This window comes from Pseudomonas sp. Fl4BN1 (assembly GCF_009908285.1).
Taxonomy (GTDB): domain Bacteria; phylum Pseudomonadota; class Gammaproteobacteria; order Pseudomonadales; family Pseudomonadaceae; genus Aquipseudomonas.
Genome location: NZ_JAAARM010000006.1, coordinates 22,887 through 42,807, shown reverse-complemented (window position 1 = coordinate 42,807; position 19,921 = coordinate 22,887). Strand labels below are relative to the sequence as shown.

Here is a 19,921-nt window from a genome sequence, read left to right as displayed (position 1 = left end):
GTACGCAATGACTTTAGCCAGCAGCGAGCCTTGCGACTAATATCGTCAAAGCCGCCAACCCATCGCAAAAAGGCATGCCTTGTGATTTCGACTCGTCAACTGCGTTACTTCGTGGAAATCGCCGAATGCGGCAGCTTCAGCGCTGCTGCAGAACGCCTGTTCGTCGCCCAGTCAGCCCTCAGCCGGCAGATCAAGGAACTGGAAAGCCAGCTGCAAACCCCGCTGTTCGAGCGCACCGCGCGCCTGCCACGGCTGACGGCCGCAGGCGAAGTCTTCTTCCCCAAGGCACGCAATCTGCTGACCGAATTGCACAAGGCCGGCGAACTGGCCACCCAAGTGGGCCAGGGACAATTGGGTACCCTGCGCCTCAGCCACTCCAGCACCGTGCCCATGAGCGGCCGCCTGCTGCAGAGCATCAGCGGTTACTTACAGCGCTGCGCTGGAGCGTCGGTGGACATCGTCAAACTGTCTTCCGAGGCACAGTTGGAAGAACTGGCCGGAGGCCGCCTGGATGTCGGCCTATTGCGCCTGCCAGTGCTGCGCCAACGGGAAGGGGTGCAAATCGTGCCGCTGTTCAGCGAGCCGCTCTTGCTGGCGGTACCGCCGGAGCATCCGCTGGCGCTGGACCCTCCGGCCAAGGGCATCGACCTGGCGCAGCTCAAGGAAGAAGCCTTCATCTCCATTCCCCACCCCCAGCGCGGCGGCTTGAGCTACCTGTCGGCAGAGCTGTGCATGCGCCAGGGTTTCTTTCCCAAGGCGGCTCGCGTGGTGTCCCGCAAGACCACTCAGTTGCACCTGATCCAGGCCGGGTTTGGCATTGCCCTGCTGCCCGAGTCGATGCGGGACATTGCGCCGACCAGCATTCATTTTCTGCCGCTGGCCGATACCGATTGCCAAAGCACTATCGCCCTCGCCTATCGACAAGATCCGACGCCTCTGGTGGCACAATTCGTCGAGCATTTCCGCAATCTCCTGTAGCCGCTGCCGCAGGCTAGGGCCACGTTCAGACGAAGAAGTCCGCAAGGCTTTCAGCGCTCTCAAGCCCCTGCGCTCACTTCGTGACCGATCGCAGTATTCGGCAGTCGCTACATGCTCTGCCGATTTGCGTTGTTCCATCGCCAGGCAGGCCTTTAAACTGCGCGCCATGATTAAAGATCCCTTTGCACGACTCGGCCTGGACCGCGAAGTCCTCACCGTCACCCAGCTCAACGGCCGCGCCCGGGTGCTGCTCGAAGACGTGTTCAGCAATATCTGGGTCGAAGGCGAGATCTCCAACCTCGCCCGCCCAGCGTCCGGCCATGTGTATTTCACCCTCAAGGACAGCGGCGCCCAGGTGCGCTGCGCACTGTTCCGGCAGAATGCCGCGAGGGTCCGCCAGGCATTGAAGGACGGCCTGGCGGTCAAGGTTCGCGGCAAAGTCTCGCTATTCGAAGGGCGCGGCGACTATCAGCTGATTCTCGATACCGTGGAGCCCGCCGGCGACGGTGCCCTGCGCCTGGCCTTCGATGCACTGAAAGACAAGCTCAGCGCCGAAGGGCTATTCAGTGCCGAGCGCAAAGTGCCGTTGCCGGCTCATCCACAACGCATTGGCATCATCAGTTCGCCCACCGGTGCAGTGATTCGCGACATCATCAGCGTATTCCGGCGCCGTGCCCCCCAGGTTTCCCTGACCCTGATCCCCACTGCCGTGCAGGGCCGCGAAGCCACCGCACAGATCGTCCGCGCCTTGCAACTGGCCGATGCCCGAGGCTTCGACGCATTGATCCTGGCTCGGGGCGGCGGCTCCCTGGAAGACCTCTGGTGCTTCAACGAAGAGGCCGTGGCCCGAGCCGTGGATGCTTGCGTGACGCCCATCGTCAGCGCCATCGGCCATGAAACCGATGTGTCCATCAGCGATTTCGTGGCTGACGTCCGCGCGCCCACGCCCTCCGCCGCCGCAGAATTGCTGGCGCCGGACTCCAGCGATCTGCAACGCCGGGTCGACAGCCTGCATCGGCGCCTGGTGATGCGCATTCGCGATCGGTTGATGCGCGACCGCCTGCGCCTGGATGGCCTGGCCCGACGCCTGCGCCATCCTGGCGAACGCCTGCGCCAACAAGCGCAACGCCTGGACGATCTGGACATGCGCTTGCGCCGGGCCTTCGAGCGCAACCTGAACACCCGCCGCGAACGCCTGATCCGCCTGGAAACCCGCCTCGGAGCCCAGCACCCGGGACGCCAACTGGCCCTGCTGCGCCAACGCCTCGACAGCCTTGCCGAGCGCCTGCCCCGAGCCATGCGTGAAGGCCTGAAAGCCCGCCGCCTGCAACTGCACAGCCAGATGCAGACCCTGCATGTAGTCAGCCCCCTGGCGACCCTGGGTCGGGGCTACAGCATTCTTCTGGACGACCGCGGCCAGGCCATCCGTACAGCCGGACAAACCCGCAACGGCCAGCGCCTCACTGCCCGCCTCGGTGAAGGTGAGCTGCAAGTACGGGTCGAGGACAACCACCTGACGCCTGTCACCCTTTCTTTACTGGACTGACCCATGCCACGTTTTCTCTGCTCCCTGCTGTTGCTGTGCCTGGCCTGCAACGCTCACGCCGACAGCTATATCACCCGCCTGTTGAACAAGCCCGTACCTGGTGGCGTGGCCGTGATCGACCTGGGCAGTGCCGCCCAGGCGCCCAAGGCCAACTACCAGGGCAAGCCGGTACTGGTGGTGAAGGAGCAGAACAATTGGCTGGCCATTGTTGGTATCCCATTGACGGTCAAGCCTGGAACCCAGCAAGTCAGTGTCGGTGGCCAGAACCTGAACTTCACGGTCGGCAGCAAGAAATACCCCGAGCAACGCATCACCCTAAAGAACCAGCGCCAGGTGAACCCGAACCCCGCGGACCTGAAACGCATCGACGGTGAACTCGCGGAGCAGATCCGCGCCTATCGCAGTTTCAGCCCCAACACCCCGAGCAACCTGCTGCTGGACAAGCCCGTCAACGGGCCACTGTCGAGCAAATTTGGCGTACGCCGCTTCTTCAACGGCGAGGAACGCAACCCTCATGCTGGACTGGATTTCGCGGTGCCGGCAGGAACGCCGATCAAGACTCCGGCGGCAGGCAAGGTGATTCTGATCGGCAACTATTTCTTCAACGGCAACACGGTGTTCGTCGACCACGGCCAGGGGTTTATCAGCATGTTCTGCCACATGTCGAAGATCGACGTGAAGGCCGGCCAGTCCCTGGCGCGAGGGGCGGTGGTGGGCAAGGTCGGCTCTACTGGCCGTGCTACTGGGCCGCATATGCACTGGAACGTCAGCCTGAATGATGCACGGGTCGACCCGGCAATCTTTATCGGCGCCTTTCAGCCCTGATTGGGCAACCCCGGTTGCCGGCAATCGGTAGCGATTCGCCGGCAAGCCGGCCCCTGCAGCGATTGCGCCGCTTGTACGGACCGCGCAATTCGTACAACGCTTAGCTAACAAATCCAGAATAAAATCTCGACAAACCCCTTAATTCGAGTATTCCTCTCAATTTTTTCCGACTGCTTGCCAACGTTCATCTCAATGGTTAGGGTTGAGCACATGAAAACTTCTCATACCCTCATTCAGCGTCGTCAACACCGAAGCCTCTGTCTCGTCAGCGCACGACTGCCAGGCTGAATCGCGGTGCCTCATCCCCCTGCGTCAACACTGCACTCTTGACTCACCGGCAGGCCGCCTCTATTCGGCCCGGACAATAAGGATTTCTCCATGACCATGCTCAAAGACCCATCATCCAAATACCGCGCTTTTCCGACCATCAACTTGCCGGATCGCACCTGGCCGTCGAAAACCATCACCAGCGCGCCGATCTGGTGCAGCTCTGACTTGCGTGATGGCAACCAGTCGTTGATCGAGCCGATGGATGCAGTCAAGAAGCTGCGTTTCTGGAAAACCCTGGTGGCCGTCGGTGTGAAGGAAATCGAGGCCTCGTTCCCAGCCGCGTCGCAAACCGATTTCGACTTCGTGCGCACCCTGATCGAAGACGGCCACATCCCGGACGACACCACCATCCAGGTGCTGACCCAGGCCCGTGAAGACCTGATTGCCCGGACCTTCGAATCCCTGCGCGGAGCGAAGAAAGCCATCGTCCACCTGTACAACGCCACCAGCCCTTCGTTCCGCCGCATTGTCTTCAACCAGGACAAGGCCGGGGTGAAGGAGATCGCGGTGAACGCGGCCAAGCTGTTCGTCAAGTACGCCGCCCAGCAGCCGGAAACCCAGTGGCAGTTCGAATACTCGCCAGAAACCTTCAGCGCCACCGAACTGGAGTTCGCCAAGGAAGTCTGCGACGCCGTGGTGGAAGTCTGGAACGCGACCCCAAGCAACAAGGTAATCCTCAACCTGCCGGCCACCGTTGAAGTAGCAACGCCGAACATCTATGCCGACCAGATCGAGTGGTTCTGCCGTCATATCAACCGCCGTGACAGCGTGCTCATCAGCCTGCACACCCACAACGACCGTGGCACCGGCGTAGCTGCCACCGAGCTGGGCCTGATGGCCGGCGCTGATCGCGTTGAAGGCTGCCTGTTTGGCAATGGCGAACGTACCGGTAACGTCGACCTGGTCACCGTGGCCTTGAACCTCTACACCCAGGGCGTCTATCCGGAGCTGGATTTCTCCGACATCGACGGCGTGCGCAAAGTAGTGGAAGAGTGCAACCAGATTGCCGTGCACCCGCGCCACCCTTATGTTGGCGACCTGGTCCACACCGCCTTCTCCGGCTCCCACCAGGATGCGATCCGCAAGGGCTTTGCCCAGCAGAAAACCGATGGTTTGTGGGAAGTGCCCTACTTGCCGATCGACCCGGCCGACATCGGCCGTAGCTACGAGGCGGTCATCCGCGTCAACAGCCAGTCGGGTAAAGGCGGTATCGCCTACCTGCTGGAGCAGGAATACGGCATCAGCCTGCCGCGCCGCATGCAGATCGAATTCAGCCAGGTGGTGCAGCGGGAAACCGATCGCCTGGGCCTGGAGATGACCGCCCAGCAAATCCACGCGTTGTTGCACAGCGAGTACTTGCAGGCCAACACCCCGTACGCGCTGGTCAGCCATCGCCTGCAAGAAGAAAACGGCCACAGTGCCGTGGAAGTGGAAGTGTCGAGCAAGGGCCAGGGCGAAACCAACCTGCACTGGCGCGGCAAGGGCAATGGCGCCCTGGAAGCCCTGGTGGCCGGCCTGCCGATCCCCGTGGAGATCATGGACTACAACGAACACGCGATTGGCGCGGGCACCAACGCCAAGGCAGCGGCCTACATCGAGTTGCGCGTGAACGGTGAGCGTGCCGTGCATGGTGTGGGCATCGATGAAAACATCACCACCGCCAGCTTCAAGGCGCTGTTCAGCGCCCTGAACCGCTCGCTGAGCCAGCCGGAAGCCAAAGCGGCATAAGCTCGCTGCAATACAAAAAAAGGCCCCGAGGCATACCTCGGGGCCTTTTTGTTGCAGCAAGGCTTGATCGTATCCGGACAATGCACGGATACATCAGCGATCAGGCATGGACATCAATACCGAAGATCGCTTGCAGCAACGCGGCCTGCAGGGCCAGCAGGTTGCTGCTAGTCACTGCGATCTGGGTCTGCATTTCCATGGCCTGCATGGCCTTCTGCTCGTCGCTAGCCTGGCTTTTCTGCATGTCCGCCAACTGCGCCTGTTGCTGAGCAAGCATCTCTTGGGTTTGCTCGATCTGCTTTTCCAACTCCTCGATAGAATTGCCACTCGCCTTGACCGCATCAATACTGGCATCGGGGGAATTGACCCGCAGTTCCTGACCGTCGGTGCCGGACGTGTCCTCCATGGACTGAAGCTTGCCGGCGCCGGTTTCGTCGTGCCCGTCCACTGCGGCTTTCGGGGCGGCAACAGGATAAGGGTTGGCGGTAATAGCGCTGATGCTGGTCATAACGACTCCTCCTAGGTTGACCGCCCTATCGGCTTTCAGCGCAGAACCTTGATATGACGAAAATGTAATAAAATGTGTATCTCTATGCGTTTCTCAAGTGAACTGGAAGGTATCGGCATCGAGATTCGCCGGAAAACGCGCACGATAAGCCGCCAGTTCCCCGGCATTCAGGCAGACCTGAAACACCCCATCCGCCTCACCGGCACCGAGCAGGGTCTCACCCTGGAAATCCAGCACTTGGCTGTCGCCGGTGTAAGCGAAGCCTTTACCATCCGTGCCGACCCGGTTCACCGCAGCCACGTAACACAGGTTTTCAATCGCCCGGGCCGGCAGCAAGCGGTTCCAGTGCAGACGCCGGGCGCCAGGCCAGTTGGCGGTATACAGCAGCAGGTCAGTGTCCTGGGCATCCCGACTCCACACTGGAAAACGCAGGTCGTAGCAGATCAGCGGGCGAATACGCCAGCCCTTGAGCTCGAACTGCACCTGGCGCTCTCCCGGGGTGAAGTGATTGTGCTCGCCGGCCATGCGGAACAGGTGACGCTTGTCGTAGTGCCAGACTTCACCGTCAGGACGCGCCCACAACAAACGATTACGGTGGCTGCCGTCCGCTGCCTGGACGATCACACTGCCAGTGATCACTGCGTTGAGCTTCTTCGCCTGGCAACGCAGCCATTTGCTGGTAGGACCGTTCTCCGCTTCCGCCAAGGTCACGGACTCCATGGAGAAGCCGGTGGTGAACATTTCCGGCAGGATGACCAGGTCAGCACCACGGGCCTGCTCCAGTAACTGCTCGAAATGCTCGAAGTTGGCCTGACGGTCGTGCCAGGCCAGGGTGGTCTGAATCAGAGCCAGATTCAGATCAGGTAATGCACTCAGATCACGCATAGTTTCTCCGCCGCCTGACGCAGCGTCTCCTCGCGCTTGGCAAAACACAGACGCACCAGTCGCTGTCCCTGGGGCGGGTCCTGATAGAACACCGACACTGGAATGGCTGCCACGCCGTGCTCGCGAGTCATCCAGATCGCCATGTCGACATCATTCAAGTCTGGACGAATCTGCGAATAGTCCACCAGTTGAAAGTAAGTGCCGGCCACCCGGGTAAATCTGAAACGCGAAGGGCTCAGCAAATCGCAGAACAGATCACGCTTGGCCTGATAGAAGGCCGGCAGTTCTTCGACATGCTCCGGGTGCTCGGCCATGAAGTCCGCCAGAGCGTACTGCAAAGGGGTGACACCACAGAAGCTGACATATTGATGCACCTTGCGCAGCTCGGCGCTCAGGGCCGGTGGAGCAATGACATAACCGGTCTTCCAGCCAGTTACGTGATAGGTCTTGCCGAACGAGCTGACCACAAAAGCCCGTTGGTAAAGCTCTTCGTGAGCCAGCACGCTGACGTGCGGCACGCCGTCGAACACCAGGTGCTCGTAGACCTCGTCGCTGACCAGGTAGATGTCGCGATCACGGATCAACATCGCCAACTGATCCAGCTCGGCACGACTGACCAGGGCACCACAGGGATTGTGCGGTGTGTTGAGGATGATCATCCGCGTACGCGTACTCAACGCCTCACCGAGGCTCTGCCAGTCGATGGCAAAGTCATCCTGGCCCAGTTGCACATGCACGCAACGGCCACCAGCCAGTTCTACCGCTGGCTCATAGCTGTCGTAGCTGGGGTCAAAGACGATGACCTCATCACCGTGCTGGATCACCGCCTGGATCGCACAGAAGATCGCCTGGGTCGCCCCCGGCGTGATGGTTACTTCGCTGTCGGCATTGACCTGAACGCCATAGCTGCGGGCGATTTTCGCCGCCACCTGCTGCCGCAGGGCCGACAGGCCGGTCATTGGCGCGTACTGGTTATGACCACTGGCAACGTGACGGCCAACCGCATCGAGCAACGCTTGCGGGCCGTTAAAATCAGGAAAACCCTGGGACAGGTTGAGCGCTCCGGTATCCGCCGCGAGCTGGGACATTTGCGTGAAGATGGTGGTGCCGACATTCGGCAGCTTACTGGTGATCATGAGGGCTCCCTGCTGGACACCCGGCTCTACGAAGGCGCGGGAGGCCCCCGAGAATAGCCCAAACACCAGGCATGAAAAAGGGCGCCATGGGCGCCCTCCTTCCACTACCACATCCGTAACCTCTGGCTTGTCAGCGAAGCGTTGAATCCGCGCTATCGCTCGCCTGCAAGCCGGCTGCTACAAGGTCACTCAGCGCTTGTCACGGCGCTTTTTGTCGGCCTTCTTGTGGTGGGTCATCAAACGACGCTTCTTGTTGACCTGACGGTCAGTCAGCGTGTTCTTGTTGCCTTCGTACGGGTTCTCGCCACCTTTGAACTCGATACGGATTGGCGTACCCACCAGCTTCAGCACTCGACGGTAGGTGTTTTCTAGGTAACGCACATAGGACTTCGGCACCTTCTCCACCTGGTTGCCGTGGATCACGATCAACGGTGGGTTGGCACCGCCCAAGTGGGCGTAGCGCAACTTGATCCGACGATTGTTGACCATCGGCGGAGCATGCTCGCCAACGGCGTCTTCGAGGATCTGGGTCAGGCGGCTGGTAGGCCAGCGAGTCACCGCCGACTTGAAGGAGTTCTGCACCGACTGGTAGAGGTTGCCCACGCCAGTACCGTGCAATGCCGAGATGAAGTGGATATCGGCGAAGTCGACGAAGAACAACCGGCGTTGCAGCTCGGTCTTCACGTAGTCGCGTTCGCCCGGCGTCATGCCGTCCCATTTGTTCAGAGCGATCACCAAGGCCCGACCGGCTTCCAGGGCAAAGCCCAACAGGTTCAGGTCGTGGTCCACCACGCCTTCGCGGGCGTCCATGACGAAGATCACCACGTTGGCGTCTTTGATCGCTTGCAGGGTTTTGACCACCGAGAACTTTTCGACTTCCTCGTGGATCTTGCCGCGCTTGCGCACACCGGCAGTGTCGATCAGCGTGTACTTCTCTTCGTTACGCTCGAAGGGAATGTAAATGCTGTCGCGCGTGGTGCCTGGCTGGTCGTACACGATGACCCGGTCTTCACCGAGCATGCGGTTGACCAGGGTCGATTTGCCGACGTTCGGACGACCAATGATCGCTATCTTGATGCCGTCTTTTTCGCTTGGGCCAGGAATGCGCTTGGCTTCCTCGCCTTCGGCAACGATCTCTTCCTCACCGTCTTCCGGCGCATCTTCATCGTCTTTCGGGAATTCGCGCAGGGCGATTTCCAGCATCTGGGTGATGCCACGACCATGGGCACCGGCGACCGGGATCGCATCGCCCATGCCCAGCGGCGCGAACTCGGCGCGAGCCATGTCCGGGTCGATGTTGTCGACCTTGTTCGCGACCACATAGGAGGTCTTGTTACGTTTGCGCAGGTGTTCGCCGATCATCTGGTCGGCCGCGGTAAACCCGGCCTTGGCGTCCACCAGGAACAACACCACATCAGCTTCTTCAATGGCCAGCAGCGACTGCTCGGCCATCTTTTCGTCCATGCCATGCTCGTCACCGGAAATACCACCGGTGTCGATCAAAATATAGGTACGCCCTTGCCACTTGGCCTCACCGTATTGGCGATCACGGGTCAGACCGGACAGGTCGCCGACAATGGCGTCGCGAGTCCGAGTCAGGCGGTTGAACAAGGTGGACTTGCCGACGTTAGGTCGGCCCACCAGGGCGATTACGGGAACCATGCGGCTCTCCACTGCGTTATTTCAGAAAATACAAAAGCCGCTGCGAGGCAGCGGCTGGTGCTCGGGGCAGCACCTTGACGTGCTGCGAACCTTGTCGAGACAAGGCCGCTTGGGGAATCAACCCCAAGCATAGTCAAACCATTACTTGATGGTCAGGGCTTCCAGTTTGCCGCTGTTGCCATACACATAAATCATATCGCCCATCACCAGCGGTCGGGCCCGCAGGCCATCGCTGTCGATGCGCACACGGCCGACGAAACGACCGTCAACCTGGCTCAGTAGGTGCAGGTAACCTTCCAGGTCACCCACCGCTACGTAGCTGGAGAAGACTTCCGGTGCCGACAGTTGACGGCGAGCCAGGGAGTCGTTGCTCCACAGGGCAGTAGTCGAACGCTCGTCCACACCTTCCACCGTACCCGAGGACAGGCTGACATAAACACTGCCAAAACCTTGGGCAACACCGGCGTAGCTGGAAGCATCACGCTGCCACAGCGGACGGCCGCTCTCCAGGTCCAGGGCAACAACACGCCCCTGGTAACTGGCGACATACAGTGTACCGCCGGACAGCAGCAAGCCGCCGTCGATGTCCACCACCCGATCCAGCTCGGAACGACCTTGTGGAATCGCTATACGCTGCTCCCACACCGGCACGCCGTTGCGGATATCCAGCGCCACCACCTTGCCGGTGGAGAGACCGGCCAGGGCCAGGCGATTGGTTGCCAACGGTGCACTGGTGCCCCGCAAGGTCAACACCGCCGGGGTGCTGTCGTAGAGCCAGATCTGGTGGCCAGTGCTGGCTTCAAGGCCAATCACTCGGTCATCCTGAGTCTGGACTACCACCACATCACCATTGGTAGCTGGCGGAGCCAACACTTCACTGGTAACGCGGGCACGCCATTTCTCTTCACCACTGGAGGCATCCAGGGCTACCACTTCGCCTTTCAGGGTGCCGATCATGACCAGGCCATAACCCACGCCAACAGCGCCGGAAACGGGCAGCTCGAGATCTTTCTTCCATTTGACGTCGCCGTTAATGCGATCCATGGAAACCACCACGCCAGTCACGTCAGCAGCATAGATGGTGTCACCATCGATGGCTGGCACCAGCATGTTGTAGGTTTCGCCCTGACCGTCACCGATCGAACGGCTCCACTGCTTTTGCAGGACCACTTCTTCTTTGAAGTCGACCAGCTCAGCCGGTGGCAGTTCTTTCTTGCTGTTGCTGCTGCAACCCGCGGCCAACAAGGCCAGAGCCAGCAATGCTGCATGTTTCCAACGGATCACGTCATGCATCCCCTTTGGCCAGGTCGTCCAGCTTGATTTGTAAGCCACCGACCGCCGCTTCATCCGACAGCGCCGCCTTGGCTTTTTGGTACGCCGCATGGGCTTCATCCACACGGCCCAACTGGACCAGCAGATCACCCTTGAGCTCTTCACGGGTCGCCAGAAACGCCTTGTCGGCATCGCCGTCGAGCAGTTTCAGGGCTTCATCGGCCTTATTCTGCGCCGCCAGTACCTGAGCCAGACGCTGACGCGCCACTTCACCCAGGGTCGCGTTCACCGGCTTGTCGGCAATGGCCTTGAGTTGCGCCGCTGCGTCGTCCAGCTTGCCAGTGTCCACTGCCACCTTGGCCACGAACAGGCTGCCGTACTGCGCGTAGGCGGTGCCACCGAACTCGCTGTTGAGTTTGCCGGCCAGGTCCGCAACACGGGCAGTGTCAGGCTTGCCATCAGGCGTCAGGGTGGTTTCCAGCAGTTGCTGATAGAGCACCGAAGCACCTTGCGACTGATTGTTCTGATACTTGTGCCAGGCTTGCCAGCCGAACACGATAACCAGGGCCAGCAGGCCGCCAGTCACCAGGGGTTTGCCGTTACGCTGCCACCAGTCTTTCAATTCCGCCAGCTGTTCATCTTCGGTACTCGACACCCCAATACTCCTTATTCGCTAAATCGGCTGTTTGACAGCTTCAACCCTGCACGACGCAGGTGGCCAGGTGCGCAGCGAGTGCATCCCAGGCAATGCTTTGTTGTTCACCCTGGCCACGCAGGGGTTTGAAACCTACCACTTGCTGGGCCAGTTCGTCGTCACCGAGGATCAGCGCGTACAGCGCACCGCTCTTGTCGGCCTTTTTGAATTGGCTCTTGAAGCTGCCAGCGCCGGCGTTGACCTGCAGACGCAGGTTCGGCAACTGATCACGCACACGCTCACTCAGGGCCAGTGCTGCCAGCTCGGCGGCCTCACCAAAGGCACAGAGGTAGACGTCAACCTGACGGGAAATCTCTTGCGGGATCTGCTCCAGGGTTTCCAGCAGCAGTACCAGGCGCTCGATACCCATGGCGAAACCAACGCCCGGGGTCGGCTTGCCGCCCATTTGCTCGACCAGACCGTCGTAACGGCCGCCAGCACAGACAGTGCCCTGGGCACCGAGCTTGTCGGTGACCCACTCGAAAACGGTCTTGCTGTAGTAATCCAGGCCGCGAACCAGCTTGGGATTGATCACATACGGAATACCGGCAGCATCCAGGCGAGCCTTAAGGCCCTCGAAATGCACACGGGACTCTTCGTCGAGATAGTCGGCCAGTTTCGGGGCATCCACCAGAACGGCTTGAGTCTCGGGGTGCTTGGTATCGAGGACTCGCAGTGGATTGGTCTTCAGACGGCGCTGGCTGTCTTCATCCAACTGGTCCAGGCGCGCAGAGAGAAACTCGACCAACGCCTCGCGATAACGCGCGCGCGCTTCGCTGGTGCCCAGGCTATTGAGTTCGAGCTTGACCGCATCACGGATACCCAACTCGCCCCACAAGCGCCACGTCAGCACGATCAACTCGGCATCGATGTCGGGACCATCCAGGTTGAATACCTCACAACCGATCTGGTGGAACTGACGATAGCGACCCTTCTGCGGGCGCTCGTGGCGGAACATCGGGCCGATGTACCAGAGTTTCTGCACCTGGCCACCGCCAGTGATGCCGTGCTCCAGCGCTGCGCGTACGCAAGCCGCGGTACCTTCCGGACGCAGGGTCAGGGAGTCGCCGTTACGGTCTTCGAAGGTGTACATCTCTTTTTCGACGATGTCAGTCACTTCACCGATGGAGCGCTTGAACAGCTCGGTGAACTCGACGATCGGCATGCGGATCTGCTTGTAACCGTAGTTATCCAGCAGACGCGCCACGGTGCCCTCGAAGTAGCGCCACAGGGGCGTCTGCTCGGGCAGGATGTCATTCATGCCACGAATGGCTTGCAGAGACTTGCTCACAAAAAATCCTTAAATACGTTCGGTTAGCCGCGGGCGATCAGCGCCGCGTCGGCTTCGACCTTTTCGGCCGCCTTCTGCCGGATCAGCCTTTCAAGCTCTTCCACCAGATTGTCATTGGTCAGTTTCTGCGCTGGCTTGCCATCGATATAGATCAGGTTCGGTGTGCCGCCGGTCAGGCCAATGTGCGCCTCTTTGGCTTCACCCGGGCCGTTGACCACGCAACCGATCACTGCGACATCCATAGGCACCAGCAAGTCTTCAAGGCGCACTTCCAACTCGTTCATGGTTTTCACCACATCAAAGTTCTGCCGCGAGCAACTCGGGCAGGCAATGAAGTTGATGCCACGGGAACGCAGGTGCAGGGACTTGAGAATGTCGTAGCCGACCTTCACTTCCTCGACCGGGTCGGCCGCCAACGAGATGCGAATGGTATCGCCAATTCCTTCGGCCAGCAGCATACCGAGGCCGACTGCAGATTTCACCGTGCCTGAGCGCAATCCACCAGCTTCGGTGATGCCCAGGTGCAGGGGCTGGATGATTTCCTTGGCCAGCAAACGGTAGGCTTCAACGGCCATGAACACGTCCGACGCCTTCACACTGACCTTGAAATCCTTGAAGTTCAGGCGCTCTAGGTGCTCAACGTGACGCAGTGCCGACTCTACCAGCGCTGCTGGGGTCGGTTCGCCGTACTTCTTCTGCAGGTCTTTTTCCAGGGAGCCGGCGTTGACCCCGATGCGAATCGGGATCCCGCGATCACGGGCGGCATCCACCACCGCACGCACTCGGTCTTCGCGACCAATGTTGCCCGGATTGATCCGCAGGCAGTCAACACCCAGCTCAGCCACGCGCAAGGCGATTTTGTAGTCGAAATGAATATCGGCTACCAGAGGTACCTTGACCAACTGCTTGATCCGGCCAAACGCCTCGGCGGCGTCCATGTCCGGTACCGAAATCCGCACGATATCGACACCGGCAGCTTCCAGGCGGTTGATCTGGGCCACAGTTGCAGCCACGTCGTTGGTATCGCTGTTGGTCATACTCTGCACTGCAATCGGGGCATCGCCACCGACCGGTACCGAGCCGACCCAGATCTTGCGGGACTCGCGACGCTTGATTGGAGATTCGCCGTGCATGACTTATTGACCTAACTTCAGGCGAGCGGTCTCGCCACTGGTGAACGGGGCGATATCTACCGCCTGACCGTTGTAAGTGATTTGTGCGCCGCGGGCATAACCCAGACGCACGGCAAAAGGCGGCTTGCCGCTGACATCGATGGTTTCACCCTTGCGCTTGAGGGCGCTGAGCAGAACCCTGCCATTGCCATCAGTAACCTGGGCCCAGCAGTCGGCGCTGAACTGGATCTGTACCTGGGCCGAGCCTGCTGCTGGAGTTGCCGGAGACGACACGCTGGCAGGGTTTGCCGGGACCGCTGGGGCAACGGCCTGAACCACGGGAGTCGTGACCACGGGTGCGACAACCGGCGTGGTATGCGCTGGAGCCACTGGCGCGACAGGCGTCGCCACCGAGGCCGAGACTAATGGTGCAGCAGCAGGAGCTTCGGCCGACGCCAGACTCTCGGTTTGCGCGGCATTGGCCTCAGCTTCGCTCTGGCCCTCGGCAACGGCCTGGTCTTCCGGTTCGTCGATCGGGTGAATCTGCGTGGTACCGTCTGCGCCTTCGACCTCGACGTGCTCGGGACTCAACGACATCGGCTCTTTGCCACGCAAGGAGGATTGATCCTGCCACCAGATAAAACCACCACCCACCACAGCCACCAGCAGCAGCAAGCTGACAATGCGCAGGATGGTGTGGGAAACCCGTACTGGCTCTTCGATACGACCCAGGGCATGAACGTTGCTGCCCTGGGAGTCGGTACCGGTGTACTGATCGAACTCCCGGACCAGAACCGCCTGATCCATGCCCAGCAACTTGGCATAGGCGCGAATATAGCCACGGGCAAAGGTGTTCCCCGGCAGCTTGTCGAACGCGCCGGCTTCCAGGTTGCTCAGGGAGCTCACGGTGAGGTTGAGCTTATGGGCTACTTCAGCCAGCGACCAACTATTGCTTTCGCGGGCCTGACGCAGGGTCTCACCGGGGTTTACGCGAGTCACTGCTTGAACTTCGGGATGCGCCGCTTTCATCATTGCTCCGACAGGTATTGCTGATATTCCGGCGTACCGGGATAAAGTCGTTTTAGTTGCAGACCGTAACTGGCGGCCTTGTCGCGATCTTCGAATACCGTTGCCAGCCGAACGCCGAGCAATAGACTACGTGCATTTTGCTCGTCGAGCAGGCTAAAACGATCGTAATAGTCACGCGCGGGCACATAATGCCTGTCTTCGTAAGACAACTCAGCCATTTCCAGCAATGCTCGAGGCTGTTGGTGATTCAGGCGCAGGGCTTTTTCCAGTTGTAACTGGGCCAGCTCACGCTGGCCCAGCTTCGAAGCGGTCATACCGAGGTTTTCAAACACTCGGGAACGCTCGGGATACAGAGTATCAGCAGCCGCTTGCTCGAAGCGCTGATAAGCCTCTTTGTAACGTTTTTCTGCGAAGAGCAAGCTGCCGTAGTTATTGAGGATCCGCGCACTGTCAGGGCGCGCCGCCAGGGCCTTGCGAAAATACTCTTCGGCAAGCACTGGTTCCATCTCAGCTTGAAACGCCAGTGCCAGTGCCGCATTGACATCAGCATCGCCCGGGGCCAGTTCAAGAGCTTTTTTCAGGGGCACCTTGGCCCGCTCGCTCATCCCCTGCTGCAAATAACCCAGGCCCAACTGCACATAAGCCTCACGCGCCTCATCACGCCCCTTGCTGGTGCTCATCGGGTTGGAATCACCCGATAGAACACAGCCAGCACAGAGGCTGGCAACAAGCAGGAGCAGCGCGAAGCGCAGAGCCATGGAGATCCTCTCTCAGGTACGGGTCGCAGCGCTTTGCGGCATATCGGCGTCGGCGCTCAATTCGCGCACGGCGATATAGCGTTCGCTGCGCCGGGTGCGATCAAGCACCTGCCCTACCAACTGACCGCAGGCGGCATCGATATCTTCACCACGGGTCGTACGCACGGTGACATTGAAGCCGGCATGGTGCAGTTGGTCCTGAAAGCGACGAATGGCGTTGTTGCTTGGACGCTCATACCCAGAATGCGGGAAGGGGTTAAACGGGATCAGGTTGATCTTGCAAGGAATATCCTTGAGCAACTCGACCATTTCCGTCGCGTGTTCCAGCTTGTCGTTGATGTCCTTGAGCAGGGTGTACTCGATGGTCAGCACACGCTTCTCGCCCAGGGAGGACATATAGCGCTGGCACGACTCGAGAAGCATCTTCAGCGGATACTTCTTGTTGATCGGCACCAACTGGTTACGCAATGCATCATTCGGTGCGTGCAGCGACAACGCCAGGGAGACGTCGATGTGCTTGGCCAGCTCATCAATCATCGGTACCACGCCGGAGGTCGACAGGGTCACACGGCGCTTGGAAATGCCGTAGCCCAGGTCGTCCATCATCAGGTGCATGGCCGCAACCACGTTGTCGAAGTTCAGCAGCGGCTCACCCATGCCCATCATCACCACGTTGGTGATGGCACGGTCGACGGTTGCCGGGACGCTGCCAAAAGATTTGTTGGCAATCCACACCTGGCCGATGACTTCGGCGGCGGTGAGGTTACTGTTGAAGCCTTGCTTGCCGGTGGAGCAGAAGCTGCAATCCAGGGCACAGCCTGCCTGGGACGAAACGCACAGAGTGCCGCGCTTGCCCTGGGGGATGTACACGGTCTCGACGCAGCTGCCGGACGCCACGCGCACCACCCATTTACGGGTGCCGTCGCTGGAGATGTCCTCGCTGACCACTTCGGGACCGCGAACTTCGGCAATAACCTTGAGCTTGTCGCGCAAGGCCTTGCTGACGTTCGTCATGGCGTCGAAATCATCGACGCCAAGATGGTGAATCCACTTCATTACCTGACCGGCACGGAAACGCTTCTCCCCGATTGAGTCGAAGAATTTTTCCATTTCCAGCTGAGTCAGACCCAGCAGGTTAGTTTTTGCAGTCGATGTAGTCATGGATTCACCTTCACTCATAAGCCAATGCTTAGCGAGTGGTTACTTCAGTAGCTGCGAAGAAGTACGAGATTTCGCGAGCAGCAGCGGCTTCGGAGTCCGAACCGTGCACAGCGTTGGCATCGATGGAGTCAGCGAAGTCAGCACGGATGGTGCCGGCAGCAGCTTCTTTAGGGTTGGTAGCGCCCATCAGCTCACGGTTCAGAGCGATAGCGTTTTCGCCTTCCAGAACCTGAACAACAACCGGGCCAGAGATCATGAAAGCAACCAGATCGCCGAAGAAACCACGAGCGCTGTGCTCAGCGTAGAAGCCTTCAGCTTCAGCTTTCGACAGTTGCTTCAGTTTCGAAGCTACAACGCGCAGGCCAGCTTTTTCGAAACGGGTGGTGATCTCGCCGATAACGTTTTTTGCAACAGCGTCAGGCTTGATGATGGAGAAAGTACGTTGAACAGCCATGGTGTAACTCCAGAAACGGTGATTAAAGCGAAAAATTAAACCCGCGAATTATACGCGGGTTTATAGGGATTGCCTAACTGCGTAGCCCGCGGATTCAGTCCGCTTCGTCGATCCAGGCGGCCTGAATTGCTTCAAGAACCTTCTCGCCTCCGCGAGCCGGATCGTCGCTGAACTCTGGCAATGCCAGAACCCATTGGTGCAGGTCGACAAAGTTCACATAGCGCGGATCTACATCTGGCTTGGACTCAGCCAGCTGGATCGCGATTTCCAGTACATCAACCCACTGCAGACTCATGACGGCTCCTTGAATCAGTGCGGCGCTTCGGCGGCATGGTTGAGTGAATACTTGGGAATTTCAACGGTCAGGTCTTCGTCGCCGACGATCGCCTGGCACGACAAGCGCGACTGTGCTTCCAGGCCCCAAGCCTTGTCCAGCAAGTCTTCTTCCAGCTCGTCAGCCTCGTTCAGCGAATCGAACCCTTCGCGAATGATGCAGTGACAGGTGGTGCAGGCACAGACGCCACCACAGGCGCTCTCGATCTCGATATGGTGGTCATGGGCAACGTCGAGCACCGAAACGCCGGGCTCGACCTCGACAACCAGACCGTCCGGGCAGTACACGGCGTGTGGCAGAAAAATGATCTGCGGCATCAGTTATTCCTCGATTTCATTCAGGTTGCGCCCCGCCAGAGCGGCTTTCACGGTCGAATCCAGACGGCGGGCAGCAAAGGCGTCGGTCACTTGCGACAGACGCTTGGTCTGCTGCTCGATGGCATAACCATCGGTGCCACGCATCAATTCACTCAGTTCCTGCATCTGCAACTCGATGACCATGCGCTCTTCGGCGTCCAGCAGGCGATCACCATCAGCCTCCAGTGCACCCTGTACGGCCTCGATCAGACGCTGAGCATCAACCTGCTGCTCACGCAGCACACGAGCCACTTTGTCGTCGCTGGCATGCTGGAAGGAATCCTTGAGCATCTTGGCAATTTCACCATCGGTCAGGCCGTAGGACGGCTTGACCTGGATACTGGCTTCAACACCCGAGCCCAGCTCCCGTGCAGAAACGCTGAGCAGGCCATCGGCGTCGACCTGGAAGGTCACGCGAATTTTCGCCGCACCAGCCACCATCGGCGGGATGCCACGCAATTCAAAACGCGCCAGGGAGCGGCAGTCACTGATCAGCTCGCGCTCGCCTTGCAGCACGTGAATCATCATGGCCGTCTGGCCATCCTTGTAGGTGGTGAAGTCCTGGGCACGAGCAACCGGGATGGTGGTGTTGCGCGGAATCACCTTCTCCATCAGCCCGCCCATGGTTTCCAACCCCAAGGACAGCGGAATCACGTCCAGCAGCAGCAACTCACCGCCTTCACGCTTGTTGCCCGCCAAAGTATCGGCCTGGATCGCAGCACCAATGGCCACCACCTGATCCGGATCGATCTCGGTCAACGGCTGGCGACCGAACATTTCAGCGACCGCTTCACGCACCCGTGGTACGCGAGTCGAACCGCCGACCATGACCACTGCCTGCACTTCTTCCAACTCGACATTGGAATCACGTACAGCGCGGCGGCAAGCTTTCAGGCTTCGGGCAACCAAAGGCTCGATCAGGGAATCGAAGGTTTCACGGGTCAGCGCTGCGCGCCAGTCGCCGTATACCACGTCCACCGAAGCGGCACTGGTCAAGGCTTCCTTGGCCGCGCAAGCAGTTTGCAGCAGACTGCGCTGAGTTCCTGGATCCAGGTCCGCAGACAAGCCGGCGCCCTCGATGATCCAACTGGCAATGGCGTGATCGAAATCGTCACCGCCCAGCGCAGTATCGCCACCGGTGGCCAGCACTTCGAAGACACCGCCGGTCAGGCGCAGAATGGAGATATCGAAAGTACCGCCGCCCAGGTCGTAGATCGCCACCACGCCTTCGGCGTGCTGGTCCAAACCATAGGCCACGGCAGCCGCGGTCGGCTCATTGAGCAGGCGCAGCACATTGAGACCAGCCAGCTTGGCCGCGTCCTTGGTAGCTTGGCGCTGCGCATCATCGAAATATGCAGGAACAGTAATCACTGCCCCTACCAACTCGCCACCCAGGGTCGCTTCGGCACGCTGGCGCAGGACCTTGAGCACTTCAGCAGACACTTCCACCGGGCTCTTCGGCCCCTGGATAGTCTCAATGAAAGGCATGTGCGACTCACCATCGACAAAGCGATAGGGGAGCTGCTCACCCAGCTGCTTGACGTCGGCCAGGCCGCGCCCCATCAGGCGCTTGACCGAAAGCACGGTATTCAGAGGATCAGTGGGCGCTGCCAGGCGAGCGGATTCGCCCACTTCGACGCGGTCGGCGTGATAACGCACGGCGGACGGCAGAATCACCTGACCCTGCGCGTCGGCCAGAGGCTCGGAAAGACCACTGCGCAAGGCAGCGACCAGCGAATTGGTAGTACCCAAGTCGATCCCCACAGCCAGGCGACGCTGGTGCGGTTGAGGACTTTGGCCGGGTTCGGCGATCTGCAGTAGGGCCATGCTTATCTGGACTTATCTGTATATCAGGCGTGCGA

At 59.9% G+C, this 19,921-nt stretch carries 19 protein-coding genes; 4 read left to right on the top strand and 15 right to left on the bottom strand.

Features of this window, described 5'->3' with window-relative positions; genetic code table 11:
- The first annotated feature begins 81 nt into the window (after positions 1–81).
- From GV818_RS08770 to leuA, 4 genes are all read left to right on the top strand, one after another.
- Positions 82–978: a LysR family transcriptional regulator gene (locus tag GV818_RS08770; RefSeq protein ID WP_161776363.1), complete on the top strand. Its 897-nt coding sequence runs from the start codon at positions 82–84 to the stop codon at positions 976–978.
- A gap of 166 nt (positions 979–1,144) precedes the next feature.
- Positions 1,145–2,524, top strand: coding sequence for an exodeoxyribonuclease VII large subunit (xseA, locus tag GV818_RS08765; RefSeq protein ID WP_161758275.1), 1,380 nt, complete (start codon positions 1,145–1,147; stop codon positions 2,522–2,524).
- 3 nt (positions 2,525–2,527) lie between these two features.
- Positions 2,528–3,349 carry a peptidoglycan DD-metalloendopeptidase family protein gene (locus GV818_RS08760; protein ID WP_161776362.1) on the top strand — a complete coding sequence of 274 codons (822 nt, stop codon included), beginning with the start codon at positions 2,528–2,530 and terminating at the stop codon, positions 3,347–3,349.
- A gap of 378 nt (positions 3,350–3,727) precedes the next feature.
- Positions 3,728–5,407, top strand: coding sequence for a 2-isopropylmalate synthase (gene leuA / locus GV818_RS08755; RefSeq protein ID WP_161758273.1), 1,680 nt, complete (start codon positions 3,728–3,730; stop codon positions 5,405–5,407).
- Between the two features lie 100 nt (positions 5,408–5,507).
- Here the strand turns inward: leuA and GV818_RS08750 are convergent, their stop codons facing one another.
- The 15 genes from GV818_RS08750 to hscA all read right to left on the bottom strand — a co-directional run bounded on the left by GV818_RS08750 (position 5,508) and on the right by hscA (position 19,886).
- A complete protein-coding gene (locus GV818_RS08750) occupies positions 5,508–5,915 on the bottom strand; it encodes a hypothetical protein (RefSeq protein WP_161776361.1) in 408 nt (135 codons plus the stop codon).
- Positions 5,916–6,008: 93 nt separating this feature from the next.
- Positions 6,009–6,800, bottom strand: a complete 792-nt coding sequence (locus GV818_RS08745) for an amidohydrolase (RefSeq protein ID WP_161776360.1) — start codon at positions 6,798–6,800, stop codon at positions 6,009–6,011.
- Positions 6,788–7,936, bottom strand: a complete 1,149-nt coding sequence (locus GV818_RS08740) for a pyridoxal phosphate-dependent aminotransferase (RefSeq protein ID WP_161776359.1) — start codon at positions 7,934–7,936, stop codon at positions 6,788–6,790. Before GV818_RS08740 ends, GV818_RS08745 begins: the two co-directional genes overlap by 13 nt.
- A gap of 189 nt (positions 7,937–8,125) precedes the next feature.
- Positions 8,126–9,598 (bottom strand): ribosome biogenesis GTPase Der, encoded by a 1,473-nt coding sequence (gene der / locus GV818_RS08735; protein WP_161758269.1) that lies wholly within the window; start codon positions 9,596–9,598, stop codon positions 8,126–8,128.
- 141 nt (positions 9,599–9,739) lie between these two features.
- Positions 9,740–10,891, bottom strand: a complete 1,152-nt coding sequence (gene bamB, locus GV818_RS08730) for an outer membrane protein assembly factor BamB (protein WP_161758268.1) — start codon at positions 10,889–10,891, stop codon at positions 9,740–9,742.
- A complete protein-coding gene (locus GV818_RS08725) occupies positions 10,884–11,525 on the bottom strand; it encodes a tetratricopeptide repeat protein (RefSeq protein ID WP_161758267.1) in 642 nt (213 codons plus the stop codon). Before GV818_RS08725 ends, bamB begins: the two co-directional genes overlap by 8 nt.
- Positions 11,526–11,565: 40 nt before the next feature.
- A complete protein-coding gene (gene hisS / locus GV818_RS08720) occupies positions 11,566–12,855 on the bottom strand; it encodes a histidine--tRNA ligase (RefSeq protein ID WP_161776358.1) in 1,290 nt (429 codons plus the stop codon).
- A gap of 23 nt (positions 12,856–12,878) precedes the next feature.
- Positions 12,879–13,988 (bottom strand): flavodoxin-dependent (E)-4-hydroxy-3-methylbut-2-enyl-diphosphate synthase, encoded by a 1,110-nt coding sequence (gene ispG, locus GV818_RS08715; RefSeq protein WP_161776357.1) that lies wholly within the window; start codon positions 13,986–13,988, stop codon positions 12,879–12,881.
- Between the two features lie 3 nt (positions 13,989–13,991).
- On the bottom strand, positions 13,992–14,996 hold the full coding sequence (locus GV818_RS08710; RefSeq protein WP_161776356.1) for a RodZ domain-containing protein: 1,005 nt from the start codon (positions 14,994–14,996) through the stop codon (positions 13,992–13,994).
- On the bottom strand, positions 14,996–15,754 hold the full coding sequence (gene pilW / locus GV818_RS08705; protein ID WP_161758263.1) for a type IV pilus biogenesis/stability protein PilW: 759 nt from the start codon (positions 15,752–15,754) through the stop codon (positions 14,996–14,998). The genes GV818_RS08710 and pilW overlap by 1 nt, the downstream gene beginning before the upstream one ends.
- A gap of 12 nt (positions 15,755–15,766) precedes the next feature.
- The gene (rlmN, locus tag GV818_RS08700; RefSeq protein WP_161758262.1) at positions 15,767–16,915 is read right to left on the bottom strand and encodes a 23S rRNA (adenine(2503)-C(2))-methyltransferase RlmN; all 1,149 of its coding nucleotides are present in this window, start codon (positions 16,913–16,915) and stop codon (positions 15,767–15,769) included.
- 28 nt (positions 16,916–16,943) lie between these two features.
- Complete coding sequence (ndk, locus tag GV818_RS08695) at positions 16,944–17,369, bottom strand: nucleoside-diphosphate kinase (RefSeq protein ID WP_007916882.1); 426 nt, start codon at positions 17,367–17,369, stop codon at positions 16,944–16,946.
- Between the two features lie 94 nt (positions 17,370–17,463).
- Positions 17,464–17,664, bottom strand: coding sequence for a Fe-S cluster assembly protein IscX (gene iscX / locus GV818_RS08690; protein ID WP_161758261.1), 201 nt, complete (start codon positions 17,662–17,664; stop codon positions 17,464–17,466).
- Positions 17,665–17,678: 14 nt separating this feature from the next.
- A complete protein-coding gene (gene fdx / locus GV818_RS08685) occupies positions 17,679–18,020 on the bottom strand; it encodes an ISC system 2Fe-2S type ferredoxin (protein ID WP_161758260.1) in 342 nt (113 codons plus the stop codon).
- Between the two features lie 3 nt (positions 18,021–18,023).
- Positions 18,024–19,886: a Fe-S protein assembly chaperone HscA gene (gene hscA, locus GV818_RS08680; RefSeq protein ID WP_161776355.1), complete on the bottom strand. Its 1,863-nt coding sequence runs from the start codon at positions 19,884–19,886 to the stop codon at positions 18,024–18,026.
- Between the last annotated feature and the right edge of the window lie 35 nt (positions 19,887–19,921).